This window comes from Bacillus sp. PAMC28571 (assembly GCF_014250435.1).
GTDB lineage: Bacteria > Bacillota > Bacilli > Bacillales > Bacillaceae > Bacillus > Bacillus safensis.
Map to the genome: position 1 here is coordinate 777,992 of NZ_CP060191.1, position 16,556 is coordinate 794,547.

Below are 16,556 nucleotides of genomic sequence, written 5' to 3' on the forward strand. Positions count from 1 at the left end.
GTGGAGCGTGGAGATTCAGTTTTTAGCAGGCAGATCGGGGAGTGGAAAAACGACTGCAATCTTAGAGGAAATCAAAGAACAGCTTCGGCTTGATCCGTTGGGTCCGCCAATCATTTTTTTAGTCCCGGATCAAATGACATTCTTAATGGAATACGAGCTTGCAAAAACGTCTGAAGCTGGCGGGATGATCAGGGCAAAAGTATTTAGTTTCACGCGTCTTGCTTGGTCTATTTTACAGCAGACTGGCGGAGCGAACCGGCAATTTGTGACAAGCACAGGAATTCAAATGCTTTTAAGAAAAGTGATTGAAGAGGAGAAAGAAAAGTTTAAGGTATTCAAAAAAGCGAGTGATAAGCCGGGGTTTGTGGAGCAAATCGAAAAGACGATGGCTGAGTTCAAGAGATACTGCATGCTGCCGGAGGATATTGAAAAAATTTCATTATCGAGCATGCATTCAGAGTATACAGAAGAAAGACGGGCAGCCGAGAAATTGCATGATCTGCATGTTCTTTATCAGCAGATGGAGCAGCATTTACAAGATGAATATGTGCACTCAGAAGACTATTTGACACTTCTCACGCAGCAAATTCCTTTATCTGAAGAAATAAAAGGAGCACACATTTATATAGATGGTTTTTATCAATTTACACCACAGCAGCTCCTCGTCATTGAACAGCTTCTGCTGCATGCTGAGAAAATAACGGCTGCTTTCACAGTGGATCGTTCCTATCATGATAAGCAGCCAAATGAACTTGATTTATTTCGTATGACAGGTAAAACGTATTTCCAGCTCTATCAACTTGCCAAAGAGTGCGGAGCGGCCATTTCTGAGCACATTTTGGAGAGAAATAAACGTCATCTTCATACGCCGGATCTTGCTTATTTAGAACGGCAATATGAGCAGAGACCGGTGCAGCCATATCAGGAAGTCACTCCTCATCTCACAGTATCTAAAAGTGCGAGTAAACGAGCTGAAATTGAGGGAGTAGCGAGAGAAATTCTTCATTTATTGAGAGAAGAAGGACTTAGACTGCGAGATATTTCGATTGTAGCGCGGCATGTAGACGACTATAAAGATACGTTAAAAGAGGTTTTTCGAGATTACGATATTCCTTTTTTTATTGATGGAAATGAATCGATGCAGTATCATCCGCTCATTGAATTGATTCGTTCGAGCTTGGATGTCATAAAAGGAAACTGGCGGTATGAGGCCGTGTTTCGATGCGTGAAGACAGAGTTCTTATTTCCGCTCGAACTTGCCAGAAACAAAGCGAGAGAACAGGCAGATCAGCTTGAAAACTACTGTATTGCTTATGGTGTAAAAGGAGAACGCTGGACAAACGGCTCCCGTTTCCATTACAGGCGGTTCCAATCCTTAGATGAGGATTTTGGACAAACAGATCAAGAAATTGAAATGGAACAGATGCTGAATGATGTAAAGGAATGGATCGCACCTCCGCTTTTCCAATTGCAAAAAAGGCTGAAAAAAGCGCAAAAGGTAAAAGACATGGTAGAGGCAGTCTATGTCTTTTTAGAGGAAATACAAGTGCCGGATAAACTTGAAAAGGCTAGGCTGGAAGCTGAAGAAGCAGGGAGATTAGCTGAAGCCATGCAGCATGGACAAGTATGGGATGCTGTTATTCAATTAATGGATGAATTTGTTGAAATGCTCGGTGAGGAGGAGCTCTCATTTCCTTTATTCCAACAGATGATGGATACAGGATTGGCTTCTTTAAAATTCGCTTTAATTCCGCCTTCACTCGACCAAGTATTTATCGGAAGTATGGATTTATCTAGAATGTATCAAGTGAAGTGTATGTTTATCATTGGGGTAAATGATGGCGTTATTCCCGCACGCCCTTCTGACGAAAGTGTATTGTCTGAGGATGACAGGGAATGGTTAAAGCGAGCAGGAGCAGAGCTGGCAGAGACAGGAAAGGAACGGCTGCTAGATGAGCAATTTTTAATTTACCAGGCGCTGTCGAGTCCATCTCATCATTTGTATCTGTCTTATTCAGTGTCAGATGAAGAGGGGCGCTCTCTATTGCCTTCGACTCTTATCAAGTATTGTCAGGAGCTTATGCCAAATCATGAGCATGCTTTGTATGTGTTAGACCCGGAACAGCTGGATGACAAGGAGCAATTAAAATTTGTAGCGAATGAGCATGTCTCGTTATCGTATACTGTCTCGCAGCTGCAGCAATGGCTCAACCAATATCCCATTAGTGGTGTATGGTGGAGTGTCTATAATTATTTGATGACGTCATCTCATCGGGATGTATCAAAAAACATCTTGTCGAGTTTGTTTTTTACAAATCGAGCGAAACGCTTAAAACCAAACGTCACAAAAGAACTTTACGGTGATCACATTCAAGGCAGTGTTTCAAGAATGGAGAAATTCAATGCGTGTGCATTTTCTCACTTTGCTTCCCACGGGTTAAAACTAAAGGACCGGCAATTTTATAAATTGGAAGCACCCGATATCGGCCAGCTGTTTCACTCGGCCTTAAAGCATATTTCAGATACGCTTGTTGAACAAAAAAAGGATTGGAAAAACCTAACGAAGGATGACTGTGTCAACTATTCAAGACATGCAATCGAACAGCTTGCTCCGCGTCTTCAAAAGGAAATCCTATTAAGCTCTAATCGGCATGCTTATATTAAAGAAAAGCTCCAGAAAATCTTGATTCGAGTCTCTTCTATATTAAGTGAGCATGCAAGAGTGAGTGGATTTTCTCCCGTCGGGCTTGAGTTAGGCTTTGGCGGCCAAGGACCACTTCCACCGTTTACTTTTCAATTGAAAAATGGCTGCACGATGGAGCTTGTCGGAAGAATTGACCGGGTGGATAAAGCAGAAGGTTCAAAAGGGCTGCTGTTGAGAATCGTCGACTACAAATCGAGTGAGAAAGGTCTTGATCTAGCAGAAGTATACTATGGGCTGGCCTTGCAAATGCTCACATACTTAGATCTGACCATTACGTATTCGAAGGAGTGGCTCGGTGTAGAAGCAACACCAGCTGGCATTTTATATTTCCATATTCATGATCCGCTCATTCAAGCACCGATTCCGCTTGCAGAGGATGAAATTGAACAGGAAATATTCAAGAAATTTAAAATGAAAGGTCTATTGCTTGAAGATGTAGAAGCGGTAAAGCTAATGGATCAAACGCTTGAATCAGGAAGATCACAAGTCATTCAAGCCGGCTTGAAAAAAGATGGGTCCTTCCGTTCTGACTCTGCTGTTTTAAGTGAAGATCATTTCCATATACTCACACAGCATGTTCGGCGCACGTTTGAAGAGGCAGGCGAAAGAATTACAAATGGCGAAGTAGCCATTAATCCATATAAATTGAAGGATCAAACACCATGCCGCTTTTGTTCATTTAAGTCTATTTGCCAATTTGATGAATCGATAGAGGATAATGAATTTAGAGTGCTTTCATCTGAAAAGGATGATGTTGTGATAGACCGGATCAAAAAAGAAGGGGATCAGTATGCAAATACCAAAACCGAATAACAGTACTTGGACGGATGACCAGTGGGAAGCCATCGTTTCAGAAGGACAAGATATTCTTGTTGCGGCGGCGGCAGGGTCAGGTAAAACAGCTGTTTTGGTTGAACGGCTGATTCGAAAAATGACCCGTCCTGAAGATCCAGTTGATGTGGATCGTCTGCTCGTTGTGACTTTCACAAATGCATCTGCGGCAGAGATGAAGCATCGGATCACAGAAGCACTTGAAAAGGAATTAGCCAAAAACCCCGGGTCCCTTCATATGAGAAGACAGCTGTCGCTCATGAATCGTGCCAATATTTCCACCCTGCACTCCTTTTGCTTGCAGGTTTTGCGCACCTTTTACTATGAGATTGACCTAGATCCAGGCTTTCGTTTGGCTGATCAAACAGAAGGAGAATTATTAGGAGATGAAGTGTTAGATGAACTGTTTGAGGACGAATATAAGGCTGGAAAGCCAGCGTTCTTTGAACTGGTTGATCGCTACACTTCTGATCGTCATGATTTAGACTTGCAATGGCTTGTAAAGAGAATTTATGAGTTTTCCAGATCTCACCCTTCACCAGAGCAATGGATGAGGGCATTCCTTTCTCTTTATGATGTAGATGCTCAAACAAAAGTAGAACAATTACCGTTTTACCCATATATCAAAGAGGACCTTTCTCTCGTTTTTCGAAGCTGTCTGGAACTGCTCGAACGAGCTCTCGCCCTATCAAAAGAACCGGGCGGCCCAGCACCGAGAGCAGAAAATTTTATAGATGATTTAGAGCAAGTCAATGAATTAATCAGGCACCAAGATGATTTTGAGAAGCTTTACGAGCTTTTGCCAAACATCAATTTTAAAAGGCTCAAAACATGTAAAGGGGACGAATATGACCCTGTGCTGTTAGAAAAAGCCACAGATGCACGCAATCAAGCAAAAAAACAATTAGAAAAGCTTAAAGATGAATACTTTATGCGCAGTCCGGCCCAGCATTTGAAAAGCTTAGCTGAAATGAAGCCGGTGGTCGAGACACTTGTGGAGCTTGTCATCCAATTTGGACAGCGTTTCGAAAGAGCGAAGCAAGAAAAATCAATCGTGGATTTTTCGGATTTAGAGCATTATTGCTTACGCATTTTAGCAGAGCAGGACGCGGAAGGAAATTTGATCGAAACAGAAGCGGCCAAGTACTATCAACAACAGTTTGAAGAAGTACTCGTTGATGAATATCAAGATACAAACCTTGTGCAAGAAACGATTTTAAAGCTTGTATCTAAAGGGGAACATGCTGCAGAGGGCAACCTGTTTATGGTTGGTGATGTAAAGCAGTCCATATATCGTTTTAGACTGGCTGAGCCCATGCTCTTTTTAAACAAATATAAACAATTTACACCAGACGGCAAAGAAACAGGGAAGAGAATTGATTTAAATAAAAACTTCCGCAGCCGTTCAGATGTGTTAGACAGTACGAACTTTTTGTTCAAACAGCTGATGGGGGAAACAGTTGGAGAAATTGAATATGATGAACAAGCTGAATTAAAGCTTGGAGCGAGTTATCCAGAAAGCGAAGATACAACGACAGAAATGCTTCTTGTACATTTAGATCAACAGGAAGCAGAAACTGACGAAGAACGAGAAGAGCTAGAAACCGTACAGCTTGAAGCGAGAGTCATTGCTAAAAAAATAAGACAATTAGTGGAGCAGCCATTTCAAGTGTATGATTCAAAACAGCAAATGACCCGTAACTTGCAGTATCGGGACATTGTGATTTTGCTTCGCTCCATGCCGTGGGCACCGCAAATGATGGAGGAATTGAAGAAGCAGGGAATCCCTGTGTATGCGAATCTTTCCTCTGGTTATTTTGAAGCAACAGAGGTGTCTGTGATTCTTTCTTTGTTAAAAGTCATTGATAATCCATATCAAGATATCCCGCTTGCAGCTGTATTAAGATCACCAATTGTTCATTTAGACGAAAATGAAATGGCACTGATCCGCACGAGTGATAAAAAAGGCACCTATTATGATGCTGTGAAAGCATTTATGAGTGTGACTCATTCAGATCACCCTACATGCAAAAAACTAGAACGATTTTTCAGGTTGCTGCGTAAGTGGCGTGATTTCTCTATGAATCATTCAGTAGCGGAATTGATTTGGGAAGTATACCGCGATACGCAGTATCTAGATTACGTCGGCGGGATGCCTGGAGGCAAACAGAGACAAGCGAATCTCCGTGCTCTTTATGATCGAGCGAAGCAGTATGAAAAAGCTGCTTTTAGAGGGCTGTTCCGTTTTCTTCGCTTTATCGAAAGAATGCAGGAGCGTGGAGATGATCTTGGGGCGGCAAAAACGTTCAGTGAAACAGAGGACGTTGTTCGCATGATGACGATCCACAGCAGTAAAGGATTAGAATTTCCAGTCGTCTTTACCGCAGGACTCGGCAGAAACTTTAATATGATGGACTTAAACCAGTCCTACTTACTTGATAAAGAATTAGGCTTTGGAAGCAAATATATTCATCCAGAGCTGAGAATTAGTTATGCAACATTACCGCTTGTTGCGATGAAAAAAAAGATGAGGAAAGAGCTATTATCTGAAGAGCTGAGAGTTCTATATGTAGCGCTCACAAGGGCTAAGGAAAAATTATTTCTTGTCGGCTCTGTCAAAAATCAGGTGAAGGCATTAAGCAAATGGCAAAATGCTGCAACCGGAGAGGACTGGCTCCTCCCTGATTTTGAACGTTATCAATCGAAAACATACTTAGATTTTATTGGTTCTGCTCTCATCCGTCACCAAGCAATGTCATCTATTTTAGAAGAAACAGGTGATGTTGTTCTTTCGCACCCATCAGCATTCACAATCTCATTTACTCAAGCTTCCGATCTTCTAAAAGAAGATATGTCACTTGAAAAGAAGCAGCAAGATGAGGTGGTACAAGCATTGATGGACGGCTTACCTGTTGAAGGATATGGTGATGCTGATGAGAAAGTAGCAGAGAGACTTTCATGGAGATACCCGTATCTAGCGGCCTCACAAGTCGGGACAAAGCATTCTGTTTCAGAGATAAAGAGAATGAAAGAAATACAGGATGAGTACAGTGTTCCTTCTTCTCTTAGAAGAGCTCATGCAACGTTGTATGACCGGCCGGCTTTCATGAAGAAAAAAGCACTCACTGCCGCAGAGCAAGGCACCGCAATGCATACAGTCATGCAGCATATTCCGCTTTCTTCTGACGAGCCCCTCGATGAAACCCGTATACATCAGCTGCTCGATTCCTTACAGCAGCGAGACTTGCTAACAAATGAGCAAGTTCAGTCAATTGATCAAGAAGGAATTTCCGCTTTTTTCTATACTTCTATTGGTCAAAAGCTGCTGAAAGCGGACTGGGTGAAACGAGAAGTGTCATTTAGTATGGTGTTACCTGTTAAAGAGGTATACAGCCATATTGATGCAGAGGGGGAGCCTGTCCTAATTCAAGGGATGATTGACTGTTTATTTGAAACGGATGGAAAACTATATTTACTAGATTATAAAACAGATAGAGTGCAAGGCAGATATACAGGCGGTCTTGAAGCAGCTGTACCTATTTTGAAAAAGCGCTATGAAACTCAAATAGCGTTGTATGCACAAGCGGTAGAACGTTTAACAAACAGAACATTAGAGGAGAAAATTCTTTATTTCTTTGATGGGAATTTAGAAATTTCATTATAAATGTATCGGAATGAGAGGTGAATCACATGAGGATTTTGCATACGGCAGATTGGCATTTAGGAAAAACCCTTGAAGGCCGGAGCCGGCTTGATGAGCAAGCGCAGTTTTTAGATGAGCTGTATCAAATCGTAAAAGACGAACACATTGATGTCATTGTCATGGCTGGAGACGCCTTTGATACAGTGAATCCGCCTGCTAGAGCAGAACAGCTTTTTTATGAAAGTCTATCCGCCTTATCTGATAAAGGAAAACGTCAGGTCGTGGTCATCTCAGGCAACCATGATAATCCGGATCGACTATCTGCCGCATCGCCTTTAACAAATGATCAGGGGATTCATTTAATTGGATATCCGACAAATGACATCATCCGCGTCGATGTTCCTTCTTCGAGTGAACGTTTATCCATTGCAGCACTCGCTTATCCGTCTGAAGCGAGACTAAATGAGGTACTGGCTGAAACATTTGAAGAGAAGTTGCTTCGTGATCATTACAATTTAAAAATACAGCAAGCGTTCCAACATTTAAGCGCTCAATTTCAAGCCGATACGGTCAATATCGCAACAAGCCATATTTATGTGGCAGGAGGAAGTCAAACAGATTCAGAAAGACCGATTGAAGTAGGCGGTGCATATACCGTTGCGGCTGAAAGTCTGCCAGAAGCAGCCTGCTATGTGGCCCTTGGTCATTTGCACCGCCCGCAAACCATCAAACGTGCCAAAACGACTGCCCGCTATTCCGGGTCACCTCTTGCTTACAGCTTTTCTGAATCAGGATATGCCAAATCAGTCACGATTGTAGAGGCAAAACCTAATGAAAAAGCAAGCTGGAAAGAAGTGTTGTTATCAAGCGGAAAACCACTTGTGAAATGGAAGGCAACTGAAGGATTGAGCCAAGTACACGAGTGGCTGGATGAAAAACGGGATCTTCAGGCATGGATTGATTTAGAGATTCATTTAACAGATCAGCTCTCCATAGAAGAGATTCATCAGCTCCGAAAGCAGCATAGCGGGTTTGTCCATATTAGACCGAAATTTAAAGAACTTCAGCAAATGGAAGAACAAAAGCAAGCCGAAAAGCTCTCAATCGAAGAGCGGTTCGTGAAATTTTATGAGCGCCAGACAGGCGGCGGTCTTCCTGATGAAAAAACAGTCAAGCTGTTTTTGGAGCTCGCCAATGAAATGCAAGAGGAGGAAGCGACTTGAAGCCGATTACGCTAACCATTAAAGGACTTCATAGCTTCAGAGAAGAACAAACAATTGACTTTAGCTCATTATGTGATGCAGGTGTGTTTGGCATTTTTGGACCGACAGGAAGCGGAAAGTCGTCCATATTAGACGCAATGACACTGGCACTCTATGGCAAAGTGGAACGTGCGTTAAATAATACACATGGTATTTTGAACCAAGCGGAAGAGAAGCTGTCAGTTTCCTTTACGTTCGCTTTACAAAAGGAACACCACATTTCTTATAAAGTCGAACGTGCTTTCAAGCGGGCAGATGAAATGAAAGTCAGAACGACACTATGCCGTCTGATTGAAATTGGGGATACGCAGACAGTTCTTGCAGATAAAGCGAGTGAGGTCAATCGTAAAATAGAAGAATTACTCGGGTTAACCATTGATGATTTTACGCGTGCGGTTGTCTTGCCCCAAGGGAAGTTTGCAGAATTCCTTTCTTTAAAAGGAGCCGATAGACGACAAATGCTTCAGCGTTTGTTTAACCTAGAGAAGTATGGGGATCAGCTCGTTAAACGTTTGCGCGCAAAGGCGCAGAATCAGTATGGACAAAAAAATGAACTGCTTGCTGAGCTGAATGGCTTAGGAGAAGCTGGCCCAGAGGCGCTCGCAAAGGCAAGGGAAGCGGCTGAGCAGGCAAAGGCTATTTTTCATGAGAAAAAACAAGCGCGGGATGAAGCGTTCACTGCTTTTACAAAGGCGCAAACAATTTGGCAGTATCAAAAGGAACGAGAAGCTTATGAGACGGAACTAAACCATCTGAATCAACTGGCACCATCAATGGAAGAGAAAAAGGCCAAGCTTCATATTGCTGAGCAGGCAGAGGCATTAAAGCCTTATGCGGATGCATTAACAAAGGCTGAAAATCAGCTTTCTCAAGCATTAAAAGAGAAGCAGGAAGCAGAAAATCAGCTACTGCATCAACGAACGATCTATGATCAAATGACACAGAACTATGAGCAAGCAAGGCAAAAGAAAATAGAAACTGAGCCAGAACTTCTTCAAAAGAAAGAGCAGCTGCTTCAGCTAAAGGAAATTGAACGAAAAAAAGAGGCGGCTCTTCAGGAAAAGACGGCAATCGAACAGCGAAAAAACGATACAGCGCAGCAATTATTACAAAAAAAAGAAGAAGCAGACAATCTCCAATCTTTGTTAGAACGTGCACTGGCAAAACAAACACAGCTGAAGCGTGAGCTGGAGCAATTACAAGTCTCTGTAAAAGAACGGAAAAGTGTACAGGATGCTTTGCGTTTAAGCGAAAATATTCAAAGAATACACCAAAGCATACACAAGGAAGAACAAAAGATGGAGGATCTCAAAAAGCGATCAACACAGACCGCAGCAGCATATGAAAAGCTTCAAAAACAGCAAAAAGACCATCATGAAAAAATAGACCAATCGTTTCAAGCGATTGAACAGCTCTATTTCTATGTATGTGAATTTGAACGGGCTTTTACAGAATGGAGTAAAAGAGAACAAAGTCAGAAGCTCGAAAAATTAAAACAGCGTGATGCTGTTAGGGCGGCAGAATTAAGAAAAGAATTAGCGGCAGAGCTCGTAGATGGTGAGCCATGTCCTGTTTGTGGATCGATTCATCATGACCCAAAGGCACTGGAAAACAATGACCATGAAGAAACAGTGGCACAAATCGATGAAGTGATTCAACGGATGGACATAGAGCTCAAGCAGGCAGAGGAATATACAAGAGACATGTATGCTGCCAAGCAGCTATTGGAAACGCACGCCAATCAATTAGTAAAGCAGTTTGCCTTTTTATCTCAGAAAGCTCCAGGTGCGGAAGTTGCAGCAGCAGTAGAAGCAGTGCAAAAGCCGGAGTCCTTGCAGTATCTCATGCAAGAATGGAAAGGCTTGAAACAAGATATTCAAGAAGTTGAACGTAAACGAGCTCGTTTAATGGATGAAACATATGATCAAGCAGCAGAGATAAGCAAGACGAAAGATCAAATGACATTTGATCAGCAGCGTATCGAAGAATTAGACGGGCTGATCAAGGAGCTTCAATCTGAGCTTGCAGAGCAAACGTCTCAATTTGAACAGGCCTTCCCGCACTTTACATTGCATCAAGTACAAGAGATGCAAAAGCAGATCGACGAAAAGGACCAGCAAGCGGAAGGCTATAAAGAGCGTATTGAGAAAAGTATTTCATTTTTGGAAGAAAAACAGCAGGCAAAAGAACAGCTGCAAACAGCCATATACGATGTAGAGAAGGAACTTGATAAACTAGCGCATCAGCTAGAAAGCCAGCAGCAGCTCATTCATCAATATGAAACAGATTTAGGGAGATATCCATTGAAAGCTGTCTCCATTTCTGATGAATTGATCGAGGTTGAACACACGCTTGCTCGTCTCAATGAACTGGAACAGCAATCGTACAAGCAATTACAGCAAGCACAGGAGCTCTTTAGTGAAGCACAAAGTCATTTTTCAAGCTGTGAGCGTCAGCTTCAAGAGGCTGACCGGAGAAAACAAGAAGCAAGTGAAGCATGGACTAAAGAATCGGAGTCTTCTCCTTTTGATAAGCCTCAAGAGATTGAATCTGTTTTCATGGATCAATCAGTACGTCAATCTGTTAAACAAGAAATTGACGAATTTGAGGATAAAAGAAAGCAATGTGCCGCAAACTTAAAGCGAATTTCTGAACTGCTGAAAGATGAGTCACTAGATGAAAAGCAATGGACTGACATTCAACTGAGGAAAGAAGCGGCAGAAAAGGCATTGGAAGAAGCAACAGTGATGAGCGGCTCTGCATATGAACATCTGCGTGTAATGGAAGAAAATCACCAGCGATTTGCAAGTATTCATGAACGCTTGGCGGAGCTGCAGCAAGAAATTGATCGGCTCGATAAGCTGCAAACCGTGTTTAAAGGAAATACATTTGTTGAGTTTTTAGCAGAAGAACAGCTGGAAAGTGTCAGTCGTGATGCATCTGCCCGTCTTGGTATTTTGACAAGACAAAGGTATGCGATTGAGGTTGATTCAGAAGGCGGTTTTGTCATGCGTGATGATGCGAATGGCGGTGTCAGACGTCCAGTGTCCAGCTTGTCCGGCGGGGAAACCTTCCTGACGTCGCTTGCGCTTGCGCTAGCTCTTTCAGCGCAGATTCAGCTGAGAGGTGAGTTCCCGCTGCAATTCTTTTTCCTTGATGAAGGCTTTGGTACCCTTGATCAAGACTTGCTTGATACAGTGATTACTGCATTAGAGAAATTACAGTCTCAAAACTTAGCTGTTGGTGTCATCAGCCATGTGGAAGAATTGAAAATGCGGCTGCCGAAAAAACTAATTGTCCATCCGGCAGATCCAAGCGGGAAAGGGACAACAGTCTCAATGGAATTAATGTAAATATTGAGGTGATGACACGGGTGGCAAAGCAAACAATTGGATTATGTGAGATGTGCGGAAGACAAGATGTCCTGCTTACAGAACATCACTTAACCCCAAGAGAAGAAGGCGGGGCTTTTTTACCGACTGCCTACCTATGCATCCCTTGTCATAAACAAGTACATGCCCTCTATACAAACCAGGAGCTTGCCGCACGTTTGAACACAATTGATGCGCTGAGGCAGGATGAAAAGCTTGCTTCGTACATCAAATGGATTCGGAAACAGCCGGCAAGCAAGCTGGTCAAAACAAAAAAATCGAGACAGCGCAGAAAGAAATAAGCATAAAAAAGCGCTCCTCTATTTGAAATGGATGTAGAGGAGCTGCTTTATGCATTGCCTACCATATTCTGATCATTTAAGTCAGGATCCACATAGTTGGTGGCGCTAATGCCATTATTTAATATCAAGAAATCTCCGGTATTCCCCGCTCCAGAGCCTAAAGCAGATTTTGACGAACTTTTAGGCGACAGGTAGAATGAGTCACCGACGTTTACGACGCCTCCAGAAATAGAGTTAATGTAAATGGGTCCGACAATTGCTGGCATAATCGACATCCTTTATTCGAAGTCATATCACCATCATATGCGCAGGTAGGTCCATTTGTGAGTTTTGCGGACTTTCATCATTGCTAAACAGCTCTCTAATATGCTTCACTCGCGCAACGCCATTCATTCTACAAGTAGAGCCGATTTGATAGACAGAGGACGATGATACCCCTTCTACATGGATTGAAGACACTTTAATCACAGGCTTTTCATGGTAAAATGCCGTTCTCACTGATCGCTCTGGCAGCATCAAAGGAATGGGCTCATAATACACTTCAAATTCTTTCGCATCTAAATTTTCTGCTTCATAGCCATAAAACAAACTAATGGTTCGTTGAACAGCTAATACCTTGACTTTCGGGCATAGCTCCTGAGTATCACCAATTTGAACCACACTCGAAATCCCGACAGAATTCACCTTTGAGAACTTTACTTGAGATGTGCGCTTGATCATTATCGAGGCGCCAGAGGAACAAACGGGCCAATAATCAGTGATTCTGGCGGAGTATCGAAAATCGAGGATAATTGTACATGGTCTGTGTCCCCGATGATAAACAGGGAAGAAGACGATACCCCGACTACTTTAATGCTTCCAGTCTCGATGTTGCGGTTGACAACTGTGAAATTCATCCGTTTTCCTCTCCTTTCGTTTCACTTGGAATATGGGTTAAAAAGTGCTCAATCGCCCGCTTTACATCATGCTTCACATATTCAGCAATTTGCTCTGAACGCTGCAGCGGTGTCATATCTTCCCGGTGTGGCAGCTGTCCCGCATAGTATTTGATCCTGCTGTCAATTTGCTTGCGAATATCCTCAATGATATGGTGTTTGTTGCTTTCATCGAGGGACCCTTCGTATCGCTGTTCTAGTTCTTCAAGAAGTTCTGGTGCTTCTTCATTTAAAAATGCATCGACAAGCTGCCGTGTTTGATTGAAAAATTGACCAGCCATTTCTTGCTGCATCATTCCAATTCCCGGGGTTGTTGTTTGGCCCACTTCAAAGTTTTGAACACTGTTTGGATCAGATGGATTGAGGCCGATATTCAGCGTTCCTTCCAGCCGTTCGATTTTCAGTTGATCAAATTGATAATCGATCCGTTCAATATTCGTTGTCGGTTTATCTTTGATCATTTGTATTTCCTGCTGAAGCTCGTTAAGCCTTTTTTCAAGCATCATGATTTGTTGCGAGTGTTTTTGAATGATGCCATATACTTGTGAAGCGTTGCTCTGATAATCATACATTTACATACACCTCCGGGGATTGCAGATGGCTTAAGTTGTTGGTGACTGAAGCGGTACAAAAGGTGCTGTGCTTGCGCCTTGAGATTCTTCAATTCCTTGTGTACCTGCTGCGGCAGGCGCTGCTTCTACATAGCTTCCCGTGTTATACAGGTTGGAAAGGGCCTTGATGGATCCAGCACTCCCAATTTGCAGAACAGAGGAGTTACTCACAGACTCTACACGTAAATAATTAATTTGTATCGCTTGATTAATATAGAAGTTCAACGGTTCCTCACTCCTTACAAGTTACCAACAAGCGGTTGATCAATGACATCACTGTCGTACGTATTTGTCACACTTTTGTAGTTGCTAATTTGTAATTGATCACCTGTATTAAAACTGCCTGCGCCAGCAAACGTTTTAACCTGACTATTTGGAGAAATGGTGATGCAGTCTCCAACATGAACGACTCCGCTCGTTCCGACGGCATTTACTTTAAAGGCTCCCACAATAGCCGGCATAGCGGTGCACATCCTTTATAAAATTAGGGCACTTGTTTTGGGCGTTTCACCATAGCTTATGATGGGTCTTTTAATGTGTGATTGTCTTTTTGAAAGCTTTTGATGAGAGGAATTAGATGTATGGCTTACCCTTTTTTTGAGCAATCTTTAGAGGTGGATTTGATGCCTTTATTTAAGAGTGTGTCAAGCTCTTGACTGCACCTGATCGTTTCTTCGGCATTCATCCCGAATTTTTTCGCAGTCTCAATTAAATGTAATCTTTTTTGTTCAATTTCATAATTGATCATAACGGACGCCAACTCTCACATTTTTTATCAAATAGAAGGATATGGTTAGTATACCCTATTTTTCTATAAAAAAAGCTGTTTCGTCAATATGAGTAATAAAGTGACAAAATTCGAAAGTGTTTTTACGTACCAAATATCTCTTTTTTGATCTCAGTCTGTAAATAGCGTCGTCTTTTGTTGATATACTGCCGAATTAAGTCTCTTTCAGACTGCAAGATGTCTTTTCGATCTTTCGTATATGGATCATCTCCAATTCGATCCTCAATCGATTTATGCCATTTCTCGATGATTGGGCAGAGCTGGTCTTCTACAAAATGTGTATCGAGTACATGCTGGAAAAGTGTGTAATAGGCTCTTTTAAACGAAGGGATATCTAGTAATCTAGCAGTTAATGTATTAAAGCCGTTTACTGGGATATAATCAAACGGCATTTCTTCTCCATGAATGTCACGACCCCATGTTGCATCATAATCCCAAGGAAGTACTTGAAACCTCCCTTGTTCATTTACATAAAGAGCGTAGTTATGAACAAAACCATCAAAGTTTTGTGTGCATACCACACCGATGAGCCAGCGGAAATATTGTGTCACATCTAGGTATTGTTCAATTTTTTCTGCAAAAGTGTCATCTTTCGCTGTGTTGAGAAAGTAAATAAATTCACTTAGCTGCTGATCATGTTGAGAAGTCCCCGTTTTTTTCTCGTATCCGAGAAGAAGGTGCTTTTTTGGTTTTTTATCAAAAGAACTCAAAAGGGAGAAGTTCGCGTCATCATCAACCGCATAATAAATGCCGCCTCCTGAAAGCTGCCGTTTTTGAAGAAAAAACTCATCGACGGATTCTATTTTCAAATAAATGCCTTCTTTTCTTCCGTTTATGGTGAGAAACACATGAGAAGCGGCTGGACTTAGCACCCCCATCTGCTCAAAGAAATAAAAGGACAGCCTGTTTCGGATAAACGAAGGGTCATTGTACTCTGCATTTAAATGAAAGATCGATTCGCCTTGTCTTTGTTTCGGCTTTCGATATTCAATTTGATAGGACTTTTTCTTAAGCTTTCTAATGTGTGATCCGCGGTATGAAGCATAAATATGTGATTTGGTTTGGCCTGTTTTTAGAATAGCTTCAACAGGTTCATCGTTCCAAATGTCTCTTTTTAATTCAATCAGGTCCTTTGGATGAATCCACATATCAAGTTGTTTTAAAGGTTCTGTGTTCATACGTTCATCAGCCTCCTATATGCTCTTCTTTACGATATGAAAGTGAAGGAATGTCCTGTACCGGCTGGTAGGTATTCATGGAGTTTTAAAGGAAAGAGGCATTCGTCACGAACACTTGTCTACCGAGTCTCGTAACATAAAGCAGAGAAGATAAACAGCTTTGTCTGTTTGTTTTGTCGAAGCATAGACTGGGAGGGGAATTGTTCGTGAGTACATTTGATCATTCACACATTGAACATGCAGTGGCTTCACTTCGAAGTGAGGGACGTGATCATCACTTAGATCGTGAACCAGAATCGAGACGTTCGCACAAGTCAGCTCGTTCTCGTCATTCAAGTCGCGGTCATTGGTTCTTTGGCGGTGGTGGACACCGTAAATCACGCCGCAGTAAAAAAAGCTACAGAAGCTATCGTTCAAAGAAAAGTTATCGCTCTAAGAAAAGCTATCGTTCGAAGAAAAGCATGAAGAGCAAAAAGTCATGTAAAAGCAAAAAATCTTACAGAAGCAAAAAGAGTGAACCGAAAAAGTCACACCGCAGCAAATGCAGATCTCATCATAAGAAAAGCTGCCGCAAATCACACCGCAGTAAACGCAGATCTCATCATAAGAAAAGCTGCCGCAAGTCACATCGCAGCAAATATAGATCCCACAATAAGAAGAGCCGCAAATCTCGCCGCAGCCATCGATCTAAACGTTCTCATCACCATAAACGCAGCCGCTCTTGCCGAAGATGTGGAAAGAAAACGCATCGTTCCCGAAATAGAGGAAATGTTGAGCGTAAATGGGATCAAGGGAATATGTGGGAATACCGCCGTTTCCGCTAGGCATTCAATCATCATTTTTGAAACCCTTTTTAAAAGAGAGTATGATAAAAAAGGGTTTTTTTTATTTCATAGAGAAATAAAATGAGACATCATAACTTAGCGAAATGA

General features: G+C 42.1%; 14 protein-coding genes. 6 read left to right on the top strand and 8 right to left on the bottom strand.

The features are described from left to right. The first annotated feature begins 7 nt into the window (after window positions 1-7). The 5 genes from addB to H7F25_RS03600 are packed head-to-tail and all read left to right on the top strand — an operon-like array spanning window position 8 to window position 12,113. Window positions 8-3,517: a helicase-exonuclease AddAB subunit AddB gene (gene addB / locus H7F25_RS03580; protein ID WP_185854222.1), complete on the top strand. Its 3,510-nt coding sequence runs from the start codon at window positions 8-10 to the stop codon at window positions 3,515-3,517. Next, complete coding sequence (addA, locus tag H7F25_RS03585; protein ID WP_185854223.1) at window positions 3,495-7,199, top strand: helicase-exonuclease AddAB subunit AddA; 3,705 nt, start codon at window positions 3,495-3,497, stop codon at window positions 7,197-7,199. The genes addB and addA overlap by 23 nt, the downstream gene beginning before the upstream one ends. A 26-nt stretch (window positions 7,200-7,225) precedes the next feature. Next, a complete protein-coding gene (sbcD, locus tag H7F25_RS03590) occupies window positions 7,226-8,401 on the top strand; it encodes an exonuclease subunit SbcD (RefSeq protein ID WP_024426531.1) in 1,176 nt (391 codons plus the stop codon). After that, window positions 8,398-11,793 carry an AAA family ATPase gene (locus H7F25_RS03595; protein ID WP_185854224.1) on the top strand — a complete coding sequence of 1,132 codons (3,396 nt, stop codon included), beginning with the start codon at window positions 8,398-8,400 and terminating at the stop codon, window positions 11,791-11,793. The genes sbcD and H7F25_RS03595 overlap by 4 nt, the downstream gene beginning before the upstream one ends. Window positions 11,794-11,813: 20 nt before the next feature. After that, window positions 11,814-12,113, top strand: a complete 300-nt coding sequence (locus tag H7F25_RS03600; RefSeq protein WP_024425503.1) for an HNH endonuclease family protein — start codon at window positions 11,814-11,816, stop codon at window positions 12,111-12,113. Window positions 12,114-12,160: 47 nt separating this feature from the next. Here H7F25_RS03600 and H7F25_RS03605 read toward each other — a convergent pair whose 3' ends face one another. From H7F25_RS03605 to H7F25_RS03640, 8 genes are all read right to left on the bottom strand, one after another. Then, entirely contained in the window at window positions 12,161-12,379 is a 219-nt protein-coding gene (locus H7F25_RS03605; RefSeq protein WP_003211468.1) for a spore germination protein, read from the bottom strand. A 22-nt stretch (window positions 12,380-12,401) separates the two neighbouring features. Further along, complete coding sequence (locus H7F25_RS03610; protein WP_024425504.1) at window positions 12,402-12,833, bottom strand: spore germination protein GerPE; 432 nt, start codon at window positions 12,831-12,833, stop codon at window positions 12,402-12,404. After that, complete coding sequence (locus H7F25_RS03615) at window positions 12,833-13,009, bottom strand: germination protein GerPD (RefSeq protein ID WP_003210893.1); 177 nt, start codon at window positions 13,007-13,009, stop codon at window positions 12,833-12,835. Before H7F25_RS03615 ends, H7F25_RS03610 begins: the two co-directional genes overlap by 1 nt. Continuing rightward, entirely contained in the window at window positions 13,006-13,620 is a 615-nt protein-coding gene (locus H7F25_RS03620; RefSeq protein ID WP_185854225.1) for a spore germination protein GerPC, read from the bottom strand. Before H7F25_RS03620 ends, H7F25_RS03615 begins: the two co-directional genes overlap by 4 nt. Before the next feature lie 30 nt (window positions 13,621-13,650). Then, window positions 13,651-13,884 carry a spore germination protein GerPB gene (locus H7F25_RS03625; protein WP_003210877.1) on the bottom strand — a complete coding sequence of 78 codons (234 nt, stop codon included), beginning with the start codon at window positions 13,882-13,884 and terminating at the stop codon, window positions 13,651-13,653. A 14-nt stretch (window positions 13,885-13,898) separates the two neighbouring features. Further along, window positions 13,899-14,120 (bottom strand): spore germination protein, encoded by a 222-nt coding sequence (locus tag H7F25_RS03630; protein ID WP_024425506.1) that lies wholly within the window; start codon window positions 14,118-14,120, stop codon window positions 13,899-13,901. Window positions 14,121-14,245: 125 nt separating this feature from the next. Beyond that, on the bottom strand, window positions 14,246-14,407 hold the full coding sequence (locus H7F25_RS03635) for an aspartyl-phosphate phosphatase Spo0E family protein (RefSeq protein WP_029707539.1): 162 nt from the start codon (window positions 14,405-14,407) through the stop codon (window positions 14,246-14,248). A 122-nt stretch (window positions 14,408-14,529) separates the two neighbouring features. Next, window positions 14,530-15,624 carry a CotH kinase family protein gene (locus tag H7F25_RS03640; RefSeq protein ID WP_185854226.1) on the bottom strand — a complete coding sequence of 365 codons (1,095 nt, stop codon included), beginning with the start codon at window positions 15,622-15,624 and terminating at the stop codon, window positions 14,530-14,532. 242 nt (window positions 15,625-15,866) lie between these two features. On the opposite strand from H7F25_RS03640, the gene cotG reads away from it, so the two are divergent. Further along, entirely contained in the window at window positions 15,867-16,448 is a 582-nt protein-coding gene (gene cotG / locus H7F25_RS19495) for a spore coat protein CotG (RefSeq protein ID WP_375851397.1), read from the top strand. Window positions 16,449-16,556: the final 108 nt, after the last annotated feature.

What these genes read in the sequence shown, in the direction of transcription:
- addA (WP_185854223.1), top strand. Translation starts at nt 3,495, where the DNA reads ATGCAAATACCAAAACCGAATAACAGTACTTGGACGGATGACCAGTGG.
- sbcD (WP_024426531.1), top strand. Translation starts at nt 7,226, where the DNA reads ATGAGGATTTTGCATACGGCAGATTGGCATTTAGGAAAAACCCTTGAA.
- H7F25_RS03605 (WP_003211468.1), bottom strand. Translation starts at nt 12,379, where the DNA reads ATGCCAGCAATTGTCGGACCCATTTACATTAACTCTATTTCTGGAGGC.
- H7F25_RS03610 (WP_024425504.1), bottom strand. Translation starts at nt 12,833, where the DNA reads ATGATCAAGCGCACATCTCAAGTAAAGTTCTCAAAGGTGAATTCTGTC.
- H7F25_RS03615 (WP_003210893.1), bottom strand. Translation starts at nt 13,009, where the DNA reads ATGAATTTCACAGTTGTCAACCGCAACATCGAGACTGGAAGCATTAAA.
- H7F25_RS03620 (WP_185854225.1), bottom strand. Translation starts at nt 13,620, where the DNA reads ATGTATGATTATCAGAGCAACGCTTCACAAGTATATGGCATCATTCAA.
- H7F25_RS03630 (WP_024425506.1), bottom strand. Translation starts at nt 14,120, where the DNA reads ATGCCGGCTATTGTGGGAGCCTTTAAAGTAAATGCCGTCGGAACGAGC.
- H7F25_RS03635 (WP_029707539.1), bottom strand. Translation starts at nt 14,407, where the DNA reads ATGATCAATTATGAAATTGAACAAAAAAGATTACATTTAATTGAGACT.
- H7F25_RS03640 (WP_185854226.1), bottom strand. Translation starts at nt 15,624, where the DNA reads ATGAACACAGAACCTTTAAAACAACTTGATATGTGGATTCATCCAAAG.